This is a genomic window from Streptomyces sp. NPDC048825 (assembly GCF_043198355.1).
Lineage (GTDB): Bacteria > Actinomycetota > Actinomycetes > Streptomycetales > Streptomycetaceae > Streptomyces > Streptomyces xiangluensis.
Window position 1 is genome coordinate 1 of record NZ_JBICUR010000043.1, and the last position, 4,784, is coordinate 4,784.

At 69.7% G+C, this 4,784-nt stretch carries 5 protein-coding genes; 2 read left to right on the forward strand and 3 right to left on the reverse strand.

The genetic code is table 11. The features are described 5' to 3' along the window. The 3 genes from ACGFNK_RS45665 to ACGFNK_RS45675 all read right to left on the reverse strand — a co-directional run. Positions 1–1,295 (reverse strand): ATP-binding protein (locus ACGFNK_RS45665; protein WP_393427338.1); only part of this gene is annotated, 1,295 nt, incomplete at its 3' end. A 382-nt stretch (positions 1,296–1,677) separates the two neighbouring features. Further along, on the reverse strand, positions 1,678–2,178 hold the full coding sequence (locus ACGFNK_RS45670) for a cupin domain-containing protein (RefSeq protein ID WP_393427326.1): 501 nt from the start codon (positions 2,176–2,178) through the stop codon (positions 1,678–1,680). 701 nt (positions 2,179–2,879) lie between these two features. After that, the gene (locus ACGFNK_RS45675) at positions 2,880–3,383 is read right to left on the reverse strand and encodes a MarR family winged helix-turn-helix transcriptional regulator (RefSeq protein WP_393427329.1); all 504 of its coding nucleotides are present in this window, start codon (positions 3,381–3,383) and stop codon (positions 2,880–2,882) included. Positions 3,384–3,668: 285 nt separating this feature from the next. Between ACGFNK_RS45675 and ACGFNK_RS45680 the strand changes: the two genes are divergently transcribed. Then, positions 3,669–4,130, forward strand: a complete 462-nt coding sequence (locus tag ACGFNK_RS45680; protein WP_393427332.1) for a cupin domain-containing protein — start codon at positions 3,669–3,671, stop codon at positions 4,128–4,130. Positions 4,131–4,179: 49 nt separating this feature from the next. Next, positions 4,180–4,755 carry an NAD(P)H-dependent oxidoreductase gene (locus ACGFNK_RS45685; RefSeq protein ID WP_393427335.1) on the forward strand — a complete coding sequence of 192 codons (576 nt, stop codon included), beginning with the start codon at positions 4,180–4,182 and terminating at the stop codon, positions 4,753–4,755. The last annotated feature ends 29 nt before the right edge of the window (positions 4,756–4,784 follow it).

The window sequence follows — 4,784 nt, forward strand, 5'->3', positions numbered from 1 at the left end:
GCGGCCGCCTCCACAAGGTCCCAGACTGCCGCGATTACCGGGTCTTCGGCGCGGTCCTCGGGCAGCGGTGCGTCCAGCCGCAGAATGGCCATGAATGACGCGGGTGCGGAGGAGCCCGCATAGCGATGGACGCGGAAGGCCTCCGGTTGGCGGCGCACCCAGTGCGCGACCGCTGCCGCTGATGCCGGGCCCTCCGCTTCCTCGGCCATGCGCAGCACACCGGGGACGTCTTCGGCCCGGAGCGGAGTGTCTTCGATGTGCGGGTGCGTTCGGTAGTTGTATAGATCATCCGGTCCGCCCTGGTTGCGGAAGAGGAACATCCACTCCGCGACCCGCAGCAGCACGTCCACCTCGGCGGCGCCGCGCACGGCGTGCAGGCCGGCGAGCGAGATGCGGGCGCGGACGTCGTCGTAGCGTTCGGGGTCCCGCCAGCGCAGGTCGGCCTCGAGGGTCGCCCGCACCGCGTCGTGCGGGTGCAGCCCTTCGGGTGTGGCCTCGATGTAGGGCAGCTGGCGCAGCCAGGAGAACACCTTGTCGGTTTCCTCGTCACCCAGCACTGCGCGCAGCAGGGGCTCGCGGGTGACGTAGGCCTGCGCGACCACCTCGAGGGCGCGCCGGTGGACGGCGCCGGGCAGGTCGCCGACCAGCCGCTCGACGAGGGTCCTCAGGACGTCGCCGGTCGGCTCCCACGGTGCGCCGGGTGCGGCCGGGACGGAGGCGGCCAGCGAGAGGGCGAGCGGGCTGCCTCCGGCGAAGGCGACGAAGACGCCGCGCTGCTCGGCGGGGACACCCCGGGCAGCGAGCAGGGCGTGGGACTGAGCGGCGTCGAGCGGCCGCACGGCCAGTGCGGTGAACAACTGCGCCCATCCAGGGTCCAGCGACCATTCGGCGTCGGGGGCGACCCTGCTGGCCACCACCACGATCGCATGGTCGGCGAGCCGCAGCAGAAAGGTCTCGCGCAGCCATGCCTCGAGTGGCTGACACTGCTCGAAGGTGTCGATGAGCAGCACCGCACCGGGTTCGGCACACGCCGGGGCCGCAGTCTCCTCGAGCCGGCGCGGATCAGCGTCGAGGAACCGTCCGTCCACGTGCACCACGCGGCGGCCGGTGAGCTCGGCCTGCCGGGCGGCGTAGCGCACCAGCGAGGACTTGCCAATGCCGCCGGGACCGTGCATGTACGCCACGAGCGGAGCGTCCGCCGCGCCCGACAGCATCCGGTCGAGCACCGCCCGCTCCGGCTCCCTGCCCACCAGCGCACCGGCTCGAGCTTCCGCCAACCGGCCCGCCAGGCCCACCGCTTCCAATCCGCGCTCCTTTCTGGTTTTGTCCCGCCTCCACGGTCGGCAGGAGATGGATGGTCAGGGAGAGGCATTTTCGTGGAGATAGCCAGTCCAGTACTAGGAGAGGCAATCGCCGCTCTTGGCACACTCAGGGGCATGGCGACCCCAGAACTCGGCGCGGCCCGGCGTCACTGGCGCGATCACACCTCGCCAGGGCTGTCGGCGTGTCCGCAGTTGCGCCGCCGGGCTGCTCATCATGGTCACACCGCTCAGCCCGGTCACATCCGTGACCGGAGCGGGACCGGGCCTGGCCGAGTCCTGGATGAGGTCGAGCTGTCGAAGGCCGCCCAGGCTCGGTGAGCTTCGGCCGACGGCCGGGCTTGTCGGCCCCAGCGGGCTACAGGAACTCGCTTCGGTAGGTCAAGGCCAGCTCGGCCGCGCGACGGCGGCGTTCCGCGAGCTCGTCCTCCGACAGCTGCGGCGGCGGTGCGTCCTTACCCGCGACGACATCGCCGATGCGCAGGAAGTACTCGTCCTGGCCGGCGGGGGTGCACATGCACAGCATGCGGGCCGGCGCACCCGAGGCGTTGCGGAAGTTGTGCGGCGCGTTGGCCGGGATGTTGATCGTGGACCCGGCCCTTACGGTGTGCTTCTCGCCGCGGAAGGTGAACTCGATCTCGCCTTCGAGGATGGTGAACATCTCCTCGAAGTCGTGCCGGTGCGGCGGTGGGCCGCCGCCGTCGGGGATGCGCATGTCGATCAGGCAGTATTGGCCGTTGGTCTGCTCGCCGGTGACCAGCATGGCGTACGTGTTGCCCACCAGCGAGATGTACGTCGTGCCGGGGTCGTCGGGGTTCGCGACGGTCAGCGAGCGGGACAGATCGTCGTCGGGGATCATCGCGGTCGTCTCCTCAGATGTCGGTCAAGGGGGAGTCGGTCACCTGGCGCGACGACGACCTTGCCGCTGGGCAGAGCGCCCGCGGTGTCGGCGTGCAAGGCCCATGCTTCAGTTGGGTGCACCCGCGGGCGGTTGGTTGTTGACGGTTGAAGTGCAGCCAAGAGTAGGAACGGCTATGCGTAGTAAGCGTGTACGTCTGCGACACCGGATGGGATTGCGGCGACATCTTCGTCGGCGCGGAGGACACATGAGCAGCAGGGCGCGTTTCCTCGGCCCGGGCGACAGGACGGGCACGTTCACCGTCGACGCCGACTCCACCGGCACCGGCCGGGGGACGGGGGAGCCGTTCATCGACACATGGAACACCGCTTGGGGGACCTGTACCCCCTGCCGGAATTCAGCACTTCCACGATCGACGGCTTCCAGGGAACGATGCGCTGGGTGACCCCGCAGCACACCGCTGCCAACGAGCTCTGGGCTCTTCGCCCTTGGCTGTCTCCGAAGCCGCCGCGCGCTGGCACTTCACCGACAGCAGCCACTTCATCCCCGGATTCAAGAAACACCCGCCCAGTTCGCCCGCCGACCAACCTGACGCCTCGGCTTCCCCCGTCCCGGTTGACCGGCGACTGCCGCGGCCATCCCGGCGTCTCGCCGCGTCCTGTTCCGCTGCGGCCTGCGGGGCTCCGACGCCTGTCGAGTCCTTATGCTCCGCCTTTGCGGCGGCGAGGCGTGGCCGAGCGGGGCGGTGTCGAGCGCATATGGTCGCGTACCGGCGCCAGCAGGCTCGCGAGAGCCTTGACGTCGTCGCGCGAAAGCGGCTCGAACAACAGGCTGCTGACCACCTCGACATGCCCGGGCAGCACCTTCGCAAGCAGCTCACGCCCGGCATCGGTGATGGTGACGGTGATGCTCCGCTCGTCGTCCAGCGAGGGAGCGCGGACGACCAGGCCCTCCTTTTCGAGTAGACCTATCTGGTACGTCAGGCCGCTGCGGCTGTAGACGACGCCGTCGGCGAGGTCGGTCATGCGGTGGCTGCCCGTCGGCGAGTCTCCGAGGCGGGCCAGCAGCTGGAACTGCACATAGCTGAGATCACCGGTCTCGCGCAGCTGCTGCTCGACCGCATGCCGGAGCAGGCTGGTCACCTCGACGAGGTCGAAGTAGGCGCCGAGTTGCACACGGTCGAGCGACGGCGGTGAATCAGGCATGTCCGGAGTCTACTGCTTCGAATTCGAAGAGTGTGGAGTGCCGCCGTTCCAGCCACCTCGGCGGAGTTGGAACTGCACTTTTCCGTGAGTTCCGGTGCCATCCTGGGCGGGGGGACTGGGCGGAGGCGAGGGTCTCACCGGTCCGATGTGGTGGCCTCGTGAGCGCACGGTGTGGGCAGTGTTGGGCCCGAGTGAGCACCGCAGAAGGTGGAGATCGGGCAGTGGTGCGGTGCAGGGTTGCGGAAGGGAGGACGGCGCCGCCGCCCACGGACCCGAGGACCGGCCATGAGTATCTCCTATCTCGCGCAACGTGAGGACCAGCAGCAGCTCGAGTGGATCGGCGGGAGTGCCTTCAGCGTCCTGCTCGACGCCGAGGCGACCGGTGGGCAGCTGACCGTCGGCGGCTTCGACGTCAGCAAGGGCGAGGCGCCGCCGTTCCACGTGCACAACAACGAGGATGTGGTCTTCCTGCTGCTGTCCGGTTCGGCGCTGGTGTGGGCCGGCGAGGAGGAGCACGAGTTGCGGGAGGGCGGCATCCTGCCCCGGCGCATTCCGCACGGCTACCGCATCACTTCAAAGAAGGCGGACCTGCTGTTCATCTCGACCCCCGGAGGGCTGGAGAAGATGTTCCGCCACGCGGGCCGTGACCTTCGTGAGCCGCGCCCGGAGGGCTTCGAGATCCCCGCTCAGCTGCTTGCCGAAGCTGCGGAACTGTCCGGCAACGTCGTCCTCGGCCCTCCCCGGTGACGGCACCACAGCCCGGCCGCGGGGAAGAAGCCGAGAACACGATGCCGAGATGAGCACCGCCGGGTGGAGTCCGGTGTCCTTGGCTGTGGTGAGCGCCGGTGCCGGCTATCCGCGTCCGACTCGCCGGCTCGCGGACTGGGTGGCGGAGGCTGTGTGCCGGTCACTGGCGGCCGGAGGTGCGCGCGCCGAGGTGGAGGTGCTGGAGCTGCACCGGCTGGCGCCCGACCTCGCTCAGCACTTTGCCCAGCGCCGCGCCAGCCTCGACCTGCGGGAGGCGATCGCGGCGGTCGTGGCGGCCGACGGGCTCGTGGTGGCGACCCCGGTGCTCGCCGCATCCCCGAGCGAGGTATTCGACTCGTTCTTCGCCATCCTCGGGGACGGAATCCTCTCCGGCATGCCGGTGCTGCTGGCGCTCAACAGCAGCTCCCGCTGGCAGCCGCCCGACCTCACGCAGGTGATGCGCAGACGCCTGACCGACGTGCACGTCGAACCCGTGCCCACGATCGTCGTCGCCGACCCCGCCGACTGGCAGGCCACGGCGCGCAGCGACGCGGCACGACTGCGCGCGTGCATCGACCAGGCCGCCGCCGAACTCGCCGTGGCGATGAGCTCGCACCGGCAGTGACCGACAAACACTTGCTTCGAATTCGAAGC

Excerpts from the sequence above, each read along its gene's own strand:
- ACGFNK_RS45680 (WP_393427332.1), top strand. The coding sequence starts at position 3,669 with ATGAGTATCTCCTATCTCGCGCAACGTGAGGACCAGCAGCAGCTCGAG.
- ACGFNK_RS45685 (WP_393427335.1), top strand. The coding sequence starts at position 4,180 with ATGAGCACCGCCGGGTGGAGTCCGGTGTCCTTGGCTGTGGTGAGCGCC.
- ACGFNK_RS45670 (WP_393427326.1), bottom strand. The coding sequence starts at position 2,178 with ATGATCCCCGACGACGATCTGTCCCGCTCGCTGACCGTCGCGAACCCC.
- ACGFNK_RS45675 (WP_393427329.1), bottom strand. The coding sequence starts at position 3,383 with ATGCCTGATTCACCGCCGTCGCTCGACCGTGTGCAACTCGGCGCCTAC.